This window comes from Clostridium sp. FP2, from assembly GCF_011065955.2.
GTDB lineage: Bacteria > Bacillota > Clostridia > Clostridiales > Clostridiaceae > Clostridium_AD > Clostridium_AD tagluense.
Genome location: NZ_JAAMNI020000001.1, coordinates 1632828 through 1649902, shown reverse-complemented (window position 1 = coordinate 1649902; position 17075 = coordinate 1632828). Strand labels below are relative to the sequence as shown.

The following is a 17075-nucleotide window of genomic DNA, read 5'->3' as shown; positions in this document are numbered from 1 at the left end:
ACAATTACGCCTCCTTTTTCTTAAGTAAATCCATTGGATTTACTGCGATTATCAAAATACCAATTGCCATTAATACAGCACAAATCCAAGATATAGGAGAGAGTGTCCAACCTTTTATCCCGAACCCCACACCAAGTATTATCCAGCAGCAGAATGGTCCGAAGAAAGAGTAAGTACCATTAGTTGCCATACCAAGCGCAACACCAGTCATACTAGATCCCTTATACCAACTCATAAATGAAAGATAAGCACAAAGACCACTAACAGCAAACCAAATCATAGCATGACCGCTTGTAAATGCTTGGCCAATAACATGGAATGAAAGACCTGCATTGCCTCCTACTATAGCTATGATAGGAATAAATATAATTAAATTTGCAAGACCTGATGTTGTCTGACGAATAGCAATACCAATCTCTGAATCTACCATTGCTGTACTATAACCAGCTATACAGCCTTCAATACCCCAGCCAAGCGCAGCTATAATAGCAGCTATAATACCTATCCCTACACCCTTTTGTGCACCTCCAGTAATACTTGAGATACCAATCAAAGCACTTGCAGAAACACAGATACCAATTCCTAAAATCATACGTTTTGTTAATGGTTGTTTGTATAAAACTCTGCCTAAAATAGCGCCAATAGCTGGGCAAAGGGCAGAAATCGGAACAATAATTGAACCAGCTGATGCAAGGCCAATAACATAAGCTGAATTAGCAATAGGGCCTCCCATAAGTGCAGCTAACATAATCATGCGACCCGGTTTAGTATTAAGAGTTCTAAAGAAATCTCCAAGTTTGCCGCGAATTCCTGCCATACCTAATGCCCAAACTGCACTACAAGTATCATTTACGCCACAACCAAGTGCACCAAGCATATATACAAGAGCAAATGAAGATAAACCAGCTGTATTTGCACCAAACCAATCGCTCCAAACCCCTTGAGTCATAGCATATGCCAAAAATGCTGAGAATAATCCATATGAAAATCCTGAGAATAAACCAATTGTAACTCCTTTTCTAAAAAATCCTGATAATAACTTTTTTTTAGCAACGACTGCAGTCGAATTAGCTACTGCTTCTGACATAATATTACCTCCAATATTTTTGTTGTTTTTCCAAAAAACCTCATTTTAATAAAGTCTTTCAGACCTTTACGTGTATTCTAGAACAGATATAATCAGTCCCAATATTCATTGATGCATAAATAATCTTACCTACGGATTTAATAATAGCTACAGGGCCTTTAGTACTTGATCCCTGAATGGGGATTAAAAAATCAAAAGGAATATTATTCGCACCCGCGATTACTGCTACCTCCCCCTTTTTTCTTTACATAGTAAATTAGAAATTTCTTTGAAGCGTTTTCATTAACAATATGTTGCGGTCTGGAAGTACTATTTCACTTTATGTTAATAATAACTGAACAAGACATCTTTCTATGGCATAATTTTAAATATTTTACTGCATTATATCCCCGAGTTTTTTAAAACTTTTGTACTATAGTTATTTTCTTGCACTAATAGTATCTATTTTTATGTTTAATTCGACATCATAATCCATTTTTTCTTATAATTCCATTTATTTATTCCAAACTTTTTTATTTTATAATTAATTTCCCATTCTAACCTTTTTATAACAAAAATATAACCCCCATGATTATAAAACTATAATCATGGGGGTTATATTTAGTTATTATGTTCCTCCAATATTCCTACATTTGTAATAATTAACAGTGTTTAAAAGGTATTTTTTTAATTTTTAGTAATAAGGTCCTATTTCTGTGTTAATAATTTTAATTTGGTTTATTTTAAGTTATGTTGTCTTTCTAATAAAGTTACATGCCCTTCGGTATAACTTGGTTTCATAAGCACTACAAAATATTAGGATTTAAAGCTTCAGCTGCATTATAGGAACTTCTAACTAATGGCGATGATGCAATATACCTAAATCCCATCCTCATTCCTATATCCTTATATTTTTTAAACATATCTGGATGAACGTATTCTACAAGTTCAATATGATCTTTTGACGGCTGAAGATATTGACCAATTGTAACTATATCACATTGATATTCTCTTAAATCCTTTAATAATTCTATAACCTCTTCCTCTTTTTCCCCTAGACCTACCATAAATCCTGATTTAGTAAATATACTCCTATCAATCTCTTTTACTTTCCTCAAAAGTTCTAATGAACGATTATATATGCCTTGCGGTTTTACCCTTTTATATAAATTTGATATTGTCTCAATATTATGATTCAATATCTCTGGTTTTTCATCTAAAATCACCTTTAAGGCCTCCCAATTACCTTTTAAATCTGGAATAAGAACTTCTATTGTTGTATCTGGTGTTATTTTTCTAATCTCTCTTATTACTGCTGCAAATTGACTTGCTCCGCCATCCTCTAAATCATCACGTGTAACAGAGGTTATAACTGCATGCTTAAGCTCTAATTGCTTTACAGCTTGTGCTACACGAATTGGTTCTCCAATATCTACATATTCACCTTTACCCGTTTTCACATTACAGAAGCCACAATTCCTTGTACACACACGACCAAGTATCATAAATGTTGCAGTTCCTTTACTGTGACACTCTAATTTATTAGGACAATTAGCCTCATCACAAACTGTATTTAAGTTTAAAGTTCTTTTAATTACATTAACCTTTTTTGTATTATCATTAGATTGAAGTTTTATCTTTAACCATTCCGGTTTTCTTTTATACATATGCCACCCCTAAATTAATTATTTGTTAAAACATAAGTCTTAAAATCTCTTCATTTTTTACCCCATTTATATATTCATTAATATCAATATTGTCTAAAATCTCTTTTATATTTTCTTCGCTATGCTTAATTTCTTTAAATTTATCTTCCAATGACTTTATATCTTTCTTAAAAAAGAAGTCTCCATAAAATTTCATTTTTTTTATGTATCCCTTTTCAACGTTGAAATTAACTTGGATAGTACTTCCACCACACCTTGCTTCTTTTGAATAACTATATTTAGGCGAATTCCCAAAATTCCACTGCCAAGTAGAAAATCTATTCTTTGCTATTTCATCTATTTCCTTTAAGTCTTTTCCGGAAAATTCGTACAATTCTTTTTCAGCAAAAGACTTCATTACATAATCTACTATATATTTTTTAAAATCCATCACATTCATATTATTATTTAAATGCTCACTTATATTTGTTACCCTAGATTCCACGGATTTAACAGATTTTTCTTTGAATTTTAATGGATTTACCTTAAGTGCTTTTGATAACTCTGTCATAGAAGTTAAAAACAGTAATGTTCCATGGTGTAAAACCTTATTTTTATAATAATACTGAGCATTACCTGAAAATTTTTTCCCCTCTATAACCAAATCATTCCTACCTGAAAATTCAGCTTTTACACCTAAAGCAATTAAAGCTTCTAATATAGGTTTTGTGAATTTTCTAAAATTTTCAAGAACATTTTCGGAAGATTTGCCTATAAATGTGAAATTTATATTACCTAAATCATTATAGACAGCTCCACCTCCAGTTAATCTTCTCACTATTTTTATGCCCTTTTCTTTTACATATTCTGTGTTTATTTCTGCCATAGTGTTTTGATTTCTTCCTATTAATATGCTTGGCTCATTTCTCCATAGCATAAAACATTCATCCTCAATATTTTCTAATACATATTGCTCAGCAGCATGATTAAAATATATATTGGTATTATTATGATTTATAAATATCATAACTCTCCCCCTATCCTATTATGAGAATAATAATATAATGTGACTTCAAAATTAATTATAACAACCTTTTTTACATATTTGTTGATTTTATGAAAATTTAATTAGTAATATACAAATAACCCTCCCTGGGGACTTAAGTCCGTTATATTGCTCCCAGGTTTGGGTGCACAACAAAACCCCATGATTATAAAACATAATCATGAGGTTTATAAAATTTAACTATTATCCTCTTCCTGTTCAAAAAATTGAACTTTCTCCATAATTCCTTACCTTCTATCACCTTAGTATTAAATAAATTTCCAGGTTTTAACTCCATTTTATTGCATCTATACTGCGTGCATCCATAATACTATACCTCCACTACAATATCATCTCCAGCTTTGATATATCCCTCTGTAAGCACTCTCGCAAATATGCCTTCTCTAGGCATTATGCAATCGCCAACTAATTTCATGATTTCACAGCCTTTATGACATTCCTTTCCTATTTGTGTTACCTCTAAAACTACTTCTCCTATTTTAAGTTTAGTTCCCACAGGAAGCTCGTACAAAACTATTCCCTCTGTAGTAATATTTTCAGCGAACTTTCCGGAAGATAAGCCTTCTACTCCAGCAGCTCTCATTTTATCAATGCTCTCTTCTCCAAGAAAACTAACCTGTCTATGCCAATTTCCAGCATGTGCATCTCCAACAATCCCATGATTAATTTTAAAAAATCCACTTTCTATAGGATGTTTTACTACACCTTTTTTCTCACTTATATTTACAGCAGTAACCTTTGCCATTACAATCCCTTCCTTTCAAATATTCCTGATTTCCCCCCACTTTTTCGCGCGAGCATAATATTATTTATAACCATTCCCCTATCAATTGCCTTGCACATATCATAAATTGTTAGTGCTGCAACAGATACCGCCGTTAGTGCTTCCATTTCAATTCCTGTTTTTCCTACAGTTTTAGTTGTAGCAGTTATTTCAATCTTATTATTTTCAAAGTCTATTTTAAAACTAATATCACAGCCAGATATCATTATAGCATGGCACATTGGTATTATTTGCGAAGTACTTTTCGCACCCATAATTCCTCCAACCTGCGCTACAGCTAGTACATCTCCCTTTGAAATAGACCCATCACTTATTCTTTCTAGAGTTTCTCTTTTCATAGATATTGACCCAACTGCTATAGCTTCCCGGACAGTATCGCACTTTTCAGATACATCCACCATTTTTGCTCTTCCCTCTTCATTTATATGGGTAAGTTCCATTTTCTACCTCCTTTTTATTTAGCCCCCTATTTGGGACATTCCCTTAACGCTTCTACTAGCACTTTCCTCTGGCAGGTGATGTTCAAGTGGTTTACTCTCAATTGCCGATTTTATTGCATTTGTAAGCATCTCTTCATTATTGATATATTTCCTAAGGTTTATCTCTTCCTTTGAATGAAGACAAGGCTTAATTGTTCCTGTGGAAGTAAGTCTTATTTTATTACAATCCCCACAAAATTTACAACTTACTGGACTAATGAACCCAATCCTTCCTTTTGCACCAGTTAGCTTGTACAACTCCGCAGTGCTACTTTTTTCAGTTCCAATTTTAATGAGCTCTGGATGAAGTCCTAGCATCTCCATAAAGCTTAAATTGTTTTTTTCATACATCTTAATACCTTCACCTATAGGCATAAGCTCTATAAACCTTATTTCTACTGGTAATTCACGAGTTAAATTTAAAAAATCCTCAAACTCTACATCGTTTATACCTCGCATTAATACCGTATTTATTTTAACAGGTTTTAATCCAAGTGATAAACACTTATCTATACTTTCCATTACTTTATCTAAATTTCCTACTCTTGTTATGCTTTTATACTTTTCACTATTAAGGGTATCAAGGCTAATATTAACTCTTTTAAGCCCTGCCTTTTTTAAATCCCCTGCCATATCAGATAGTAAAATACCATTTGTAGTTATGGCAATGTCATTTATTCCTGGTATTTTAGAAGTTTCATATATTAGTTTGTCTATATCTTTCATAACTAGTGGTTCTCCACCAGTATATCTTATTTTATTAATACCTAGTGCCGTGGCTGCCCTTACAATTTTCAAAGTATCTTCAAAACGCAAGATATCTTCATGTTTTAAACTCTTGATGCCCTCTTCTGGCATACAATACACACACCTTAAATTACATCTATCAGTTACCGATACCCTTAAATAATTTATGTTTCTTCCATAAGTATCTCTCATAAAAACCCCTCCTAAACTTCAATTATTTCCCCCATTTTTCTATAATCATAGCCGCCAAGTTTATGGAGTTTTCCCTTGAATTCATTAGTTCTAATTACTTTAATAAATTTCGCTCTTCCTCTATAGATACTACATTAAAAAATTACATTGTCATTGCTCCAAGCACTTTAGTTCAGTATTTTATCTTAAGTTGCAGCCCACTGGTTAGGTTCTAGCGCATTCACTAGCCTCTCCTTTGAGTATTTCAATCCCATGTGGAATTGCGGGCAATATAAATCCTAGATTTTCCACCGCAGCTTTTGGGCTGCCTGGAAGATTAATAATTAAGGTTTTTTTTCGAATCCCTGCAATACTTCTTGAAAGCATGGCCTTTGGTGTAATAGCAAGGGATTTCATTCTCATAGCTTCACCAATACCCGGTACATATTTCTCAATTACATTTTGAGTTGCCTCTGGAGTGACATCTCTTTGTGAAAACCCCGTTCCTCCATTAGTTAAAATTAAATCCACCTTAAGCTCATCACATAAATAAATAAGTTCACTTTCTATCTCCTGTTTTTCATCAGGAATCATTTTGTAGTAGCTTATAATAAATCCCTTATCTTCTAATTCACGTCTAAGTGCAGGCCCCGTTCCATCAATTCTTTCTCCTCTAGAACCTTTATCACTCATAGTTAATATTGCAGTTTTTATCATTTTCATCACTCCTAAATATATCTTTCTTAACAATTTGTGCGCTGGAAACTTAAGAACCTTGTTTTTTTCTCCTTGTTCAATAATTCTTCCCTTAAATACTATTTATAAAAAAAGAACTCCATTATTGGAATTCTTCTTTTGACTTTGTCATATGGTTTTATTAGCCTGTTCAACCAATCTAATTCCTTCAAAATCTATGTGTATTTTATCCTCACAAACCTTTTTTACATTATTGTCATATTTGATGCTACGACTGCCACCTTTTAAAAAGGCTTCCGCTTCTTCATATTTTATAAAGCCTAACCTTTTTAATTTTCTTAAATAAAAAGCAAACTCTTGTTTCTTGTCATGGGGGTCTTTCTCTTCTAATTTATAATTTTGAATTTCAAATGGCATTCCTGGTAGCATATCAGCATCATAAATATCAATTATTATCTGATTTTCTAGTTTACTCAATTCCATATGATACTCTCCTCTATAATATAATATAATACAATATGTATATTCTCTATGTCTTTGCAAATTCCTTCTAATTATTACATATTTAATTTGTTTATATTTATATTATGAGGCAGTACTCTTTAAATTAAAAAGTGTCTACTCTAACTCCGCCCAATTAGCAGGATATGTTACATACATAAACTTTGCATAATTTGGAACACTGAATTGGATTTTAGAGTTTCTAGGAATTAAAATTATTTCTCCCTTATTGGCTACAACTTTTCTTCCATCAATGTTTACTTCTAAAGTTCCATCTATAACATAATCTATTTCATCATATTTTAATGTCCAATCAAAGCAAGTCTCTTTCATTTCCATAAGTCCACATCCAAGTCTTGGACTTTCTTCTAATGTTAAAACATCCTTTAAAAGTACGTCATCTTTCTCTTTGCCAGTATCAAACTTATCCAGTTTTACAGTGTTTAATTTTACTGACATTATACCACTAGGATCTATGTGCTTTTCAAATTCACATTTTTCCTTTGATAAAGTTTCTATTATTATTTTTCTAACCATGTCTTCAATTAATTTTGCATCTATATTTTCCATTTTAACTCCTCCATTTAAGCACCTTCAAATAATTAGAAATCGAAATACTATTATATTTATTTGAGTGTGCTTTATTATTATATAATATTATGCTTTAACAGACCTATCTCTTTTACTATTTGAAGATATATTTTTTGAAAGTATAAAACAAGCTAAAGCAACTGCTGTAACTCCACCAACTAATTTTGCAACTATCATAGGGAATATCATTCCTTTCTCTACTCCAGCAACAAAACCTAAATGATCTCCAAATACGAAAGCTGCACTAACCGCAAATGCAACGTTTATTATCTTACCTCTATCATCCATGTCCTTCATCATTCCAAACATTGGTATACTATTTGCAAGACTTGCCACCATACCCGCTGCTGCAATATCATTCATACCTAGTAATGAACCAAGCTTCATAAGAGGTTTTTTAAATACTTTTGTTATAACAAAAACCATTGGGAAGGCTCCTGCAAGTACTATTGCAATAGATCCTACTATAGCGATACCATCAGATAATGGTGCCATACCAGGAATAACAACTACTCCAGTTAGAGTTTCTATTATTATTGCTGCGAGACCTATTGTTATAACCACAACTACCCCTTTTCCAAAAACAGTAAAGCCTTTTATCATTTTTTCAGGAATTCTCCATAATCCTATAGCGAGAAGTGCTGCAACTATTATTATTGGTACAAGGTTTTTAAGTACCATTATTACTCCAAACCCAGCTATAAGTCCTCCTATAAATGCGCCTATAGGAATTGTTATTATCCCTGCAAGTACCCCTGTTGCTAAAAACTTATGGTCTTCTTTTCTAATTATTCCAAGAGCAACTGGTATAGTAAATACAATAGTTGGTCCCATCATAGACCCTATAATTACACCTGAGAAACTTGCCGCCTGTGCTGTTTGTGCAAGTTCTTTTGCAAGAGGATATCCTCCCATATCGCAAGCAAGTAAAGTAGTAGCAAACATTGATGGATCTGCACCGAGTGCAGTGTAAATTGGAACTATTACAGGTTTTAATACACTAGCAAGTACTGGTGCTAAACAAACTACACCCACCATGGCTATAGTTAATGAACCCATTGCCATAAAACCCTCTTCAAATTGTTGCCCTAACCCAAATTTATTTCCTATGCACTTATCAATTGCACCTAAAACCATAAAAACAACCATTATATAAATAATAATTTCATTTATTCCCATATTTTTGTCCCCCTTACCATAAATATTTTTTTAAAGATAAATATTATTTTTATAATTTTTCCATTTTATTTTAGAAATTCTTCATCAACTTCTAAACTATCTATTATACCCACTATAACAGCATCCACAGGTGCATCTTTTATATGTAGTGATGCCCTTGCAGCGCTACCTTTAGTTACTAATACATTATCCCCAATTCCAGCACCTACTATATCTGCGGCAACAAAAATTGTGCTTTCCTGGCCAGTTGCAGATTTAGATGGTTCTATCACCAAGAATTTTAATCCATTTAATTTTTCATCTTTTCTTGTAGCCCAAACACTTCCTATAACTTTACCAATAATCATTAACTGTCCCCCTTCATTGTATTTACAAGCTATTCTGATTAATCATTCATCTACTGAAATATTTTAAAATAATCCTATACTCTATTTATTTTTAATTGGTTTATTCTTATAAAGTCTTGAGCCAGTGGGGTTAATATAGCCTTTTTAATTAAGTTTACTTCCTTTATTCCATTCATATATAATTTTTTAAGGTCTGATTCTGTAATAAGTCTTTTGTTACTTATTTCTATTACTTGATGAGATTGTACACTATTTTCTAAAAGCAGGGATTTAGATGGCACTTCACTTTTACTATGAATATCACTGCATGATTCTACTGAGCAATCTTTTTGCACTGACTTCTCATTGCAATCTGCCCCTATTTCCATGCTTTTCAATAAATCCTTTTCATTTACTATAATCGCTCCATAGGACATGATTTTGCATTCATATTGACTATATAAATTATATAGTGCTTCATTATCCTTTGTTGAATATTTTCTATATTGTATTCCCTCTTTTAATACATAAACCCTCTTACCCTTAAAAAGAGCCTCTACTATCAGTTCTTGTAACTTATCATTGCATAAACCAAGTGCCATTGATGATAAGCCTTTGTTACATAAATTTGTAACTATTATACTTTCATAGTTTTTCAAATTTATATCTTCTCCATCATAAACAATAACCTCATATTTATATTCTAAAAGCTCTTTAACTTCTCTTAATTCTTCTTCACAGGAACTTATTACTAATACCTTTTTCTTATGGATTACCATGCTATTTGCACTGCTGGTAATTCTCTTCATAACTTCTCTCGTGATCATCTCCACTAATTTTTCCATCTCCACTTAAATCACTTCCTTTATATAAGAATAATAATTTTTAAAACAAGAATTCTATTTTACAATTTTTGCAGTAGAGCCCTTAATATATCCACAAGCATTTGCTTCATCATAATCTATGTGCATAGTACTCTTATATTCACTACTTACCCTGATTACAACATCATCAAAAATTAATGGTCTTTCTCCAGATACCTCAGCCTTTACTATTTCTTTATCACCTACCTTAAATAGCTTTGCATCTTCTGGTGATAGATGTATATGGCGTTTTGCAACAATTAAACCTTCTTTAATTGTTAAAGAAGCTTTTTCTGTAGTTATGGTTATACCTGAAGTACCTTCTAGTTTTCCAGATTCGCGAATTGGGGCTTTTACCCCTAAAATAAGACCATCAGTTTTAGATATTTCTACCTGGGTTTGACTTCTTTCTGGTCCAAGTATAACCACATTTTTAATTGTTCCTTTAGGTCCGGTTATACTAACTCTTTCGCTGCAGCTATATTGCCCTGGTTGTGATAATTCCTTTGCCTTTGTTAATTTATAATCCGTTCCAAATAATAGATCAATACTTTCTCTTGAAAGGTGAACATGTCTTCCTGAAGCCTCTACGATAATTCGCAGCTTTTCACTTACTCTTTTTATTACTTGTTCTACAATATATTCAATGTTCATATCTGTCATGAAAGCATCTCCTCTATTTATATTTTCCTGATAAAAACTTAAACATCATTATATATAAACAGCTACTTAATCTATTTAAATATTTCATAATATCATTTCTTGTTATCTCCCCATCAATATCTTTAAATGCCTTAAATCCATATACTTCAACTTCCCTTGTATTACTTCTTATAGAGTTAAGTGCAACAACTATTTCACCCATTTTATAACTAGGCATAAAATGATCCATATTAAAGTACTTTTTAGGATTATGTGATATTTCGCGAAGGTCATTCTCACTCATTCCCAGTAGCGAGAATTCAGGAAGCTTTTCTTCTAATACTTCTGCCCTTAATATATTCCGTACAAAATTTAGAATTTGCTCTAAATCTTTTACTACCCCTTCATTTTGAAGCTTTGAAGCTAGAACTTGAGTTTCTAAAATATTAGATTCAAGACTATCGAGTCTCCCCCTAAACTCTATCCTCCTATGATCTTTAGGTACTAATTTGTTTCCATATAACTGTGTCATATGCTCTGGTTTTTCCTCTAAATAACCACCCTGAATGCAAACATATTTCCGAAAATTCTTTCCTTCATCTTCTTTTTCACTTTTAAAATCATCTTGTTTACTGGCACATAAGGTATCCACAATTACCAATTTAATATTTTTATCTTGCAGATATTGTTTTGCAGATGGTGTAATAATAACCCCCTTTGCTACTTCAAATTCTTTAATATCCGTATTTTTAAGTTGTTTTCTTAGTTCACTTTCGGTTATCAAACTCATATAACTCACATCCCCTTAATCATCACCTGCGGTGCTGCAATATTAACGACTTGGCGGAGACTTTCCTCCTACAATGTCGCTAAGAATGTTGTATATAAACATACTACCCGCCATAGCTCTTTGAGCTGTAGGGATAGTATATTTCAAAATATTAGGCTTCTACTTCTGCTTTTACTTTTGGAAGTATTGCATCTACTTCAGCATGTGGTCTTGGAATTACATGAACAGAAATTAATTCTCCTACCCTCTCTGCGGCTGCAGCTCCTGCATCAGTCGCCGCTTTAACAGCTCCAACGTCTCCTCTAACCATTACAGTTACTAGTCCTGCACCAATATGTTCTTTCCCTACTAATGTAACATTTGCAGCTTTAACCATAGCATCTGCCGCCTCTATTGCACCTATTAATCCTCTTGTTTCAATCATTCCTAATGCATTTGTACTTGCCATTTTATATTCCTCCTAAAATTTATTTTTTATTTATATCAATTATTTTTATAATTGGCTTCTTAATTTTTCCATGATTTTTTCTACTATTAGATTTATAGAGTCTTCATTTAAACTTTCACTTTTGATACTTGAACTCGCAGTATTATTTCTATCTACTATATCCTCTATTTCTCCTGTTCCATAAGCCATTCTTCTTATATTGATCAAATTCATAGGCCCAATATTATCTGAAGTTGCACTTCCCCCAACTGCTCCACAGCCTAATGTTAAAGCTGGTACGAGACTTGTAGTAGCTCCGATTCCACCAAGGGACCCTGGGGTATTAACCAATAGTCTTGATACAGGCTTTTTAAGTGCAAACGCTCTAATTATAGCTTCATTATTTGAATGAATCATAAGAGTATGTCCTGCTCCCTCATTGTTTAATATTTCAATACATTTTTCGCAAGCCTTTTCCCAAGTTTCTTCACAATAGAATCCTAAAATTGGAGCTAATTTTTCTCTTGAATATGGATACCCATGCCCTACATTTGTTTCCTGGGCTATAAGTACTCTAGCTCCAGTTGAAACATTTAAGTTCGCCATTTTAGCTATAGCTTCCACACTTTTCCCTACTATTTGAGGATTCATTGACCCATTACTTCTAAGTATAAATCCTGCTAGTCTATCAGCCTCTTCTTTATTTAAGAAATAAGCTCCCTGCGCTTTTAATTCAGAAATTACTTTATCTTTAGTGCAAGCTTCAACTACAATAGATTGTTCGGAGGCACATATAGTTCCGTTATCAAAAGTCTTACTGTCTAATATTCTCTTTACTGCTAGTGCAATATCTGCAGATTTTTCTATGAAAGCTGGTCCATTTCCTGGGCCTACACCTATAGCTGGGTTACCTGAACTATAAGCTGCTTTAACCATAGGAGTGCCACCGGTTGCGAGTATTAATGAAATATCATTATGCTTCATTAATTGATCTGTACCTTGCATTGTAGGTATTGACATACATGCAATAGCACCTTCTGGTGCTCCTGCGGCCACAGCTGCTTGCGATATTATTCTCACAGTTTCTAATATACATTTTGTAGCCATTGGATGTGGTGAGAAAACTATTGAATTTCCTGCTTTTATAGCTATCATTGCTTTATATATAGCTGTAGATGTAGGATTAGTTGACGGAATAAGTCCTGCAATAACTCCTACCGGGACTGCTACCTCAATTAATTTCTTATCTTTATCTTCATTTATTATTCCTACAGTTTTTAAATCTTTTATATATTCATAAACTGATTTGCTAGCAAAGGTGTTTTTCACAATCTTATCTTGCCATTTTCCAAATCCAGTTTCTTCTTCTGCCATTTTAGCTAATTTCTCAGCATTATTGTAAGCTGAATCACAAATAGCTTTAACTATTTTGTCTATTTCATTTTGACTCATTTGACCTAATTTCTTTTGTGCTAGCTTTGCGTTAGCTATAAGATTTCTAACTTCTTGAATTGACACTAAATCCTTATCCACTACTTCGTCCTCCTTTGATAGAACAATATAATCTCTTCTACAAGCCTATCTTTTTTAGCAAATTTTATCTGTTTCTTAGTCATATTATCTAAGCTAAGACTTCTTGCTAATGTTCTGAGATCATTTACTTTTTTATTCTCTAACTCTTCTCTTAGGCTTGTACTGTTTTCTAGTGAATTATCTTTAAACTCTATCTCTTTAATCCTTTGTATTTTTTCTTCTTGATTTACATTCTCGATTTTTTTAAATTCATCCTCAATGCTTTCACTTTCAATAAATAGTAAATCTTCATTATTTTTTTTGTGTTCATAAATTTTATCATCAGTATTTACATTTTTCTCAATCATATCCCAAACTGATGTATCTGGCCTTGCAATTACATGAACTCCTACTAAAAAATCTAACTTTATCATACCAATTTCAACAGCCTCTACAGCTGCTTTTACTGAAGAAACATCACCTTCTAGCTTTACAGTAACCAAACCACCTTTAACTATTTCACAACCTATTAGATTTACATTAGCTGCCTTAAGTGCTATATCTGCAGCTTCTATGGCACCAAGGTAGCCTTTTACCTCAACTAAACCTAAGGCTCTCCTATTCATATAACTTTCCTACTTTAAAAGCTTGTAGGATTTTCAGCTACAAATTGAACTGCTGCTGCAAATGCATCACAAGCAGCTTTACAAGCTGATTGGCTTCCTGTAAGCAATGCTCCACCAAAGTTAGTTTCTGATGGTGGTCCGTAGAAAGTCACGAGCTTAACATCTGCTGCTTTCAGCGCTGCATCTAATGCATACATAGCTTCAAGTGGAGGTGCTATTAAGTAAGCTAAAGGCTCTCCTTCTTTAATATTTGCTGATTTGGATAAGAAACTTCCTGTTCTTGATACACAGTGAGCAAAATATGGCACTGAATTATCATCATTAGCACTTACAAAATTCGCTCCATTTCCAATGAAATCTATAGCACAATTAAGTCCACTGCTAACCTCTGCTGGACTTGGACCGGCCATTATTCCTATAACTTCACCTGCAAGTTTTGTACTTGCATTTGCAGAACCTGCATACATTGATTTAGCATACACTATTTCTACCTCTGCTGATTTAGTAGCTTCATCTAAAGCAGTATACGTAACATCATCTATATCTGCTGTTATAATTCCTAAACTCTTATGATGTGGAGATAAATTAAACGCCTCTACCAAATCTTGGCTAACATTTGATATTATTTTTACACCTAATACCGTTGCACGAATAGCTTCATTTTTCATATATTTGCCCTCCTACTTATAATTTCTTTACTATAATTTTAAATCTACTCCACTTGCTTTCTTTTCAAGCATTAATTTTATTATATCGGCTAGGTGAGCACCTGCTTCTACTGGAGGTGTACCGCCTTTATGGATATTAGATACAACAGTTCTTCTAGCTTCTGGCATATTTACAGTAGCTTTGTATGCTATATAGGCACTCATACTTTCTGCTGTAACTAGACCTGGTCTTTCTCCTATAAGTACACAAGTAACTTCAGCTTCTGTAGTTTCAGATACTACATCCATAGCCCCTACTCTTCCATTTTTAAGAAAGAAGGGGGTTCCTACAGAAATTCTGTAACCCTCAAGACCTTGCACAATAGCTGGAAGTACGTCACGAACATTAGCTTCTATAGCTGCTGAGCTTAATCCATCTGATACATATATTTGTACCTGCGGTCTCATTTTGCAGTTATCTTTTATAGCTTTTATACCCTCGGAAGTTATTTTTTTCCCTAAATCTGGTCTTGTTATATATTCATTCTTATCTTTGCACTCTGTTTTAATCGAAAATAAATTCATTTCCTTTAAGAATTCCTCTGAAACATATGAAAAAACTGAATCTTGAGCTGCCGCATGGTCTGCTCTAACTCTTAAAGCTGTTTCTGTTTTATACCTAGGACCCGCTCTCCAAATCCCTAATCTTGCTGGAGTAGATTGTTTCATTTTTAAATATCCTTTAGCATCTGCTGGATTTGGAACTAAAAGTTGTTTTTTTATGTCAACAGTTGTAATATCCTCAATAAATCCATCTTCAACCTCAGCATTAATAACATTTTCAGCCTTCGCTACCACTGGCTTAGATTTAGATGTCATATCTAATAACACCTGCTCAACCAATTTTTTTAATTCGTTTTCTGATACCATTATTTATTCCTCCTCTCATTATTTAAGAAATACAGATGCGTCTCCTGCTTTTTCAGTTAATTTTCCATCTTTTGTGAATCCCATTTTTTCCATCCAATCATCAAACTCTTTTATTGGTTTTAAATTTAATAGATCTCTTAGTGTTGCTGTTTCATGATATCCAGTAGATTGATAGTTAAGCATTATATCATCCCCATGAGGTAATCCCATAAAGTAGTTACATCCTGCTGTTGTAAGAAGTACAGATAAATTTTCTATATCATTTTGATCTGCTTTCATATGATTTGTATAACAAGCATCAACACCCATTGGTATTCCAGTTAATTTACCCATGAAGTGATCCTCAAGACCTGCTCTTATAACTTCTTTGCTATCATATAAATACTCAGGTCCGATAAATCCAACAACAGTATTTACTAAGAATGGGCTATATCTTTTAGCAAATCCATAACATCTTGCTTCCATAGTTAATTGGTCAACACCATAATGACTATCTGAAGATAATTCAGATCCTTGTCCTGTCTCAAAATACATTACATTAGGACCAGAACCTGTTCCTTCTTTAAGTGCTAATTGTCTTGCCTCTTCCAACATATCTGCTGTTATTCCAAAAGCTTCATTTCCTTTTTGAGAACCTGCTATACTTTGGAAAATTAAATCTGCAGGAGCTCCACGTCTTATAGCTTCCATTTGTGTTGTTACATGAGCTAGTACACAGTTTTGAGTTGGAATTTCCCATTCATTCTTAAAGTCCTCAAAGGTTTTAAGAATTCTCATTACACTTTCAACGGAATCATCTACTGGATTTAATCCTATAACCGCATCCCCAACACCATAAGTTAATCCTTCCATAAGAGATGCTAAAATCCCCTGTGGATTATCTGTGGTATGGTTAGGCTGAAGTCTTGCAGACAAGGTTCCCTCAAGTCCTATCGTTGTATTACAATGTGCAGTAATTCTTATCTTTTTTGCTGCATAAATCAAATCCAAATTTGACATTAACTTAGTTACGGCAGCTACCATCTCACTAGTAATACCGCGGCTAGCCCTCTTAATATTTTCTCCTGTGGTATTTTCATCTAGAATCCACTCTCTAAAATCAGATACTGTTAAGTTTTTAATTTCAGCGTATATCTTTTCATTAACATCATCTTGAATTATCCTAGTTACCTCATCTATTTCGTAAGGTACTGCCGGGCAATTTCTTAAATCTTCTAAAGTTAAATGACTTAAAACTACCTTAGCCGCTACTCGCTCCTCTGAAGATTCTGCTGCAATCCCAGCAAGCTTATCTCCTGATTTTTCTTCATTTGCCTTTGCCATAACTTCCATTATTGATTTAAAATCATACACTTTTCCAAATAACTTTGTTTTTAATTTCAAGAT

The 17075-nt window shown here is 33.2% G+C and carries 20 protein-coding genes; all 20 read right to left on the bottom strand.

Annotation, left to right across the window (positions count from 1 at the left end; all coding sequences use genetic code 11):
• Positions 1 to 4: 4 nt before the first annotated feature.
• The 20 genes from G9F71_RS07640 to G9F71_RS07545 all read right to left on the bottom strand — a co-directional run bounded on the left by G9F71_RS07640 (position 5) and on the right by G9F71_RS07545 (position 17072).
• Positions 5 to 1087 carry a hypothetical protein gene (locus G9F71_RS07640; protein WP_164951387.1) on the bottom strand — a complete coding sequence of 361 codons (1083 nt, stop codon included), beginning with the start codon at positions 1085 to 1087 and terminating at the stop codon, positions 5 to 7.
• 785 nt (positions 1088 to 1872) lie between these two features.
• Positions 1873 to 2733 (bottom strand): lipoyl synthase, encoded by an 861-nt coding sequence (gene lipA, locus G9F71_RS07635; RefSeq protein ID WP_164951386.1) that lies wholly within the window; start codon positions 2731 to 2733, stop codon positions 1873 to 1875.
• Between the two features lie 25 nt (positions 2734 to 2758).
• Positions 2759 to 3739, bottom strand: a complete 981-nt coding sequence (locus G9F71_RS07630; RefSeq protein WP_164951385.1) for a lipoate--protein ligase — start codon at positions 3737 to 3739, stop codon at positions 2759 to 2761.
• A 349-nt stretch (positions 3740 to 4088) separates the two neighbouring features.
• A complete protein-coding gene (locus G9F71_RS07625; RefSeq protein WP_164951384.1) occupies positions 4089 to 4523 on the bottom strand; it encodes an MOSC domain-containing protein in 435 nt (144 codons plus the stop codon).
• Positions 4523 to 5002: a cyclic pyranopterin monophosphate synthase MoaC gene (gene moaC / locus G9F71_RS07620; protein ID WP_164951383.1), complete on the bottom strand. Its 480-nt coding sequence runs from the start codon at positions 5000 to 5002 to the stop codon at positions 4523 to 4525. The genes G9F71_RS07625 and moaC overlap by 1 nt, the downstream gene beginning before the upstream one ends.
• Positions 5003 to 5020: 18 nt before the next feature.
• A complete protein-coding gene (moaA, locus tag G9F71_RS07615; protein WP_164951382.1) occupies positions 5021 to 5980 on the bottom strand; it encodes a GTP 3',8-cyclase MoaA in 960 nt (319 codons plus the stop codon).
• Positions 5981 to 6184: 204 nt separating this feature from the next.
• The gene (locus tag G9F71_RS07610; RefSeq protein WP_124997643.1) at positions 6185 to 6676 is read right to left on the bottom strand and encodes a molybdenum cofactor biosynthesis protein B; all 492 of its coding nucleotides are present in this window, start codon (positions 6674 to 6676) and stop codon (positions 6185 to 6187) included.
• A gap of 147 nt (positions 6677 to 6823) precedes the next feature.
• On the bottom strand, positions 6824 to 7138 hold the full coding sequence (locus G9F71_RS07605; protein WP_164951381.1) for a hypothetical protein: 315 nt from the start codon (positions 7136 to 7138) through the stop codon (positions 6824 to 6826).
• 135 nt (positions 7139 to 7273) lie between these two features.
• Positions 7274 to 7726 carry an ethanolamine utilization protein gene (locus G9F71_RS07600; protein ID WP_164951380.1) on the bottom strand — a complete coding sequence of 151 codons (453 nt, stop codon included), beginning with the start codon at positions 7724 to 7726 and terminating at the stop codon, positions 7274 to 7276.
• An 87-nt stretch (positions 7727 to 7813) separates the two neighbouring features.
• On the bottom strand, positions 7814 to 8926 hold the full coding sequence (eutH, locus tag G9F71_RS07595) for an ethanolamine utilization protein EutH (RefSeq protein WP_164944953.1): 1113 nt from the start codon (positions 8924 to 8926) through the stop codon (positions 7814 to 7816).
• Positions 8927 to 8991: 65 nt separating this feature from the next.
• Positions 8992 to 9273, bottom strand: coding sequence for a EutN/CcmL family microcompartment protein (locus G9F71_RS07590; protein ID WP_164951379.1), 282 nt, complete (start codon positions 9271 to 9273; stop codon positions 8992 to 8994).
• Between the two features lie 74 nt (positions 9274 to 9347).
• The gene (locus tag G9F71_RS07585; protein WP_207712070.1) at positions 9348 to 10103 is read right to left on the bottom strand and encodes a hypothetical protein; all 756 of its coding nucleotides are present in this window, start codon (positions 10101 to 10103) and stop codon (positions 9348 to 9350) included.
• A gap of 48 nt (positions 10104 to 10151) precedes the next feature.
• On the bottom strand, positions 10152 to 10778 hold the full coding sequence (eutD, locus tag G9F71_RS07580) for an ethanolamine utilization phosphate acetyltransferase EutD (protein WP_164951377.1): 627 nt from the start codon (positions 10776 to 10778) through the stop codon (positions 10152 to 10154).
• A gap of 13 nt (positions 10779 to 10791) precedes the next feature.
• A complete protein-coding gene (locus G9F71_RS07575) occupies positions 10792 to 11547 on the bottom strand; it encodes a cobalamin adenosyltransferase (RefSeq protein ID WP_164951376.1) in 756 nt (251 codons plus the stop codon).
• Positions 11548 to 11698: 151 nt separating this feature from the next.
• The gene (locus tag G9F71_RS07570; RefSeq protein ID WP_124997627.1) at positions 11699 to 11995 is read right to left on the bottom strand and encodes a BMC domain-containing protein; all 297 of its coding nucleotides are present in this window, start codon (positions 11993 to 11995) and stop codon (positions 11699 to 11701) included.
• Positions 11996 to 12040: 45 nt separating this feature from the next.
• Positions 12041 to 13507: an acetaldehyde dehydrogenase (acetylating) gene (locus tag G9F71_RS07565; protein ID WP_202017984.1), complete on the bottom strand. Its 1467-nt coding sequence runs from the start codon at positions 13505 to 13507 to the stop codon at positions 12041 to 12043.
• A complete protein-coding gene (locus tag G9F71_RS07560) occupies positions 13507 to 14112 on the bottom strand; it encodes a BMC domain-containing protein (protein ID WP_164951375.1) in 606 nt (201 codons plus the stop codon). Before G9F71_RS07560 ends, G9F71_RS07565 begins: the two co-directional genes overlap by 1 nt.
• A gap of 14 nt (positions 14113 to 14126) precedes the next feature.
• The gene (eutL, locus tag G9F71_RS07555) at positions 14127 to 14780 is read right to left on the bottom strand and encodes an ethanolamine utilization microcompartment protein EutL (protein ID WP_124997621.1); all 654 of its coding nucleotides are present in this window, start codon (positions 14778 to 14780) and stop codon (positions 14127 to 14129) included.
• A 30-nt stretch (positions 14781 to 14810) separates the two neighbouring features.
• On the bottom strand, positions 14811 to 15689 hold the full coding sequence (eutC, locus tag G9F71_RS07550; RefSeq protein WP_164951374.1) for an ethanolamine ammonia-lyase subunit EutC: 879 nt from the start codon (positions 15687 to 15689) through the stop codon (positions 14811 to 14813).
• A gap of 18 nt (positions 15690 to 15707) precedes the next feature.
• The gene (locus tag G9F71_RS07545) at positions 15708 to 17072 is read right to left on the bottom strand and encodes an ethanolamine ammonia-lyase subunit EutB (RefSeq protein ID WP_164951373.1); all 1365 of its coding nucleotides are present in this window, start codon (positions 17070 to 17072) and stop codon (positions 15708 to 15710) included.
• Positions 17073 to 17075 lie beyond the last annotated feature (3 nt).

Coding starts and splice junctions, on each gene's coding strand:
- G9F71_RS07625 (WP_164951384.1), bottom strand. CDS start 4,523: ATGGCAAAGGTTACTGCTGTAAATATAAGTGAGAAAAAAGGTGTAGTA.
- G9F71_RS07560 (WP_164951375.1), bottom strand. CDS start 14,112: ATGAATAGGAGAGCCTTAGGTTTAGTTGAGGTAAAAGGCTACCTTGGT.
- G9F71_RS07610 (WP_124997643.1), bottom strand. CDS start 6,676: ATGATAAAAACTGCAATATTAACTATGAGTGATAAAGGTTCTAGAGGA.
- eutC (WP_164951374.1), bottom strand. CDS start 15,689: ATGGTATCAGAAAACGAATTAAAAAAATTGGTTGAGCAGGTGTTATTA.
- moaC (WP_164951383.1), bottom strand. CDS start 5,002: ATGGAACTTACCCATATAAATGAAGAGGGAAGAGCAAAAATGGTGGAT.
- eutL (WP_124997621.1), bottom strand. CDS start 14,780: ATGAAAAATGAAGCTATTCGTGCAACGGTATTAGGTGTAAAAATAATA.
- G9F71_RS07600 (WP_164951380.1), bottom strand. CDS start 7,726: ATGGAAAATATAGATGCAAAATTAATTGAAGACATGGTTAGAAAAATA.
- eutH (WP_164944953.1), bottom strand. CDS start 8,926: ATGGGAATAAATGAAATTATTATTTATATAATGGTTGTTTTTATGGTT.
- eutD (WP_164951377.1), bottom strand. CDS start 10,778: ATGACAGATATGAACATTGAATATATTGTAGAACAAGTAATAAAAAGA.
- G9F71_RS07605 (WP_164951381.1), bottom strand. CDS start 7,138: ATGGAATTGAGTAAACTAGAAAATCAGATAATAATTGATATTTATGAT.
- G9F71_RS07630 (WP_164951385.1), bottom strand. CDS start 3,739: ATGATATTTATAAATCATAATAATACCAATATATATTTTAATCATGCT.
- G9F71_RS07590 (WP_164951379.1), bottom strand. CDS start 9,273: ATGATTATTGGTAAAGTTATAGGAAGTGTTTGGGCTACAAGAAAAGAT.
- moaA (WP_164951382.1), bottom strand. CDS start 5,980: ATGAGAGATACTTATGGAAGAAACATAAATTATTTAAGGGTATCGGTA.
- lipA (WP_164951386.1), bottom strand. CDS start 2,733: ATGTATAAAAGAAAACCGGAATGGTTAAAGATAAAACTTCAATCTAAT.
- G9F71_RS07570 (WP_124997627.1), bottom strand. CDS start 11,995: ATGGCAAGTACAAATGCATTAGGAATGATTGAAACAAGAGGATTAATA.
- G9F71_RS07575 (WP_164951376.1), bottom strand. CDS start 11,547: ATGAGTTTGATAACCGAAAGTGAACTAAGAAAACAACTTAAAAATACG.
- G9F71_RS07640 (WP_164951387.1), bottom strand. CDS start 1,087: ATGTCAGAAGCAGTAGCTAATTCGACTGCAGTCGTTGCTAAAAAAAAG.